The 226-nt window shown below is 54.4% G+C and carries 1 pseudogene; it reads right to left on the bottom strand.

What is annotated here, in order from left to right:
• Window positions 1-226: pseudogene (locus ABR397_RS24155) on the bottom strand (hypothetical protein); the annotation flags it as partial.

The following is a 226-nucleotide window of genomic DNA, read 5'->3' as shown; positions in this document are numbered from 1 at the left end:
CACCAGACAGCGGTTTAACAGCTCTTCATCGACATCTATTGCGGTGGTGGTGAGCATCAGCATCACCGGTCCTTTCACCGTGTACTGTTTGGTGACCAGATTCCCGCTGGCGTCATCTTTACCGGTGCTGGCAATGGTCAGTTCGCCGTCGCTTTGCAACAGCTTAAGCGCATAGGCGGCCTGCCTGACGCCTTCCTCTTCGGCAATGGCTAAGATTTTATGCTGG

It is taken from the genome of Photorhabdus viridis (assembly GCF_040256935.1).
GTDB classification, from domain to species: domain Bacteria; phylum Pseudomonadota; class Gammaproteobacteria; order Enterobacterales; family Enterobacteriaceae; genus Photorhabdus; species Photorhabdus viridis.
This window is presented reverse-complemented; position numbering and strand designations above follow the sequence as displayed.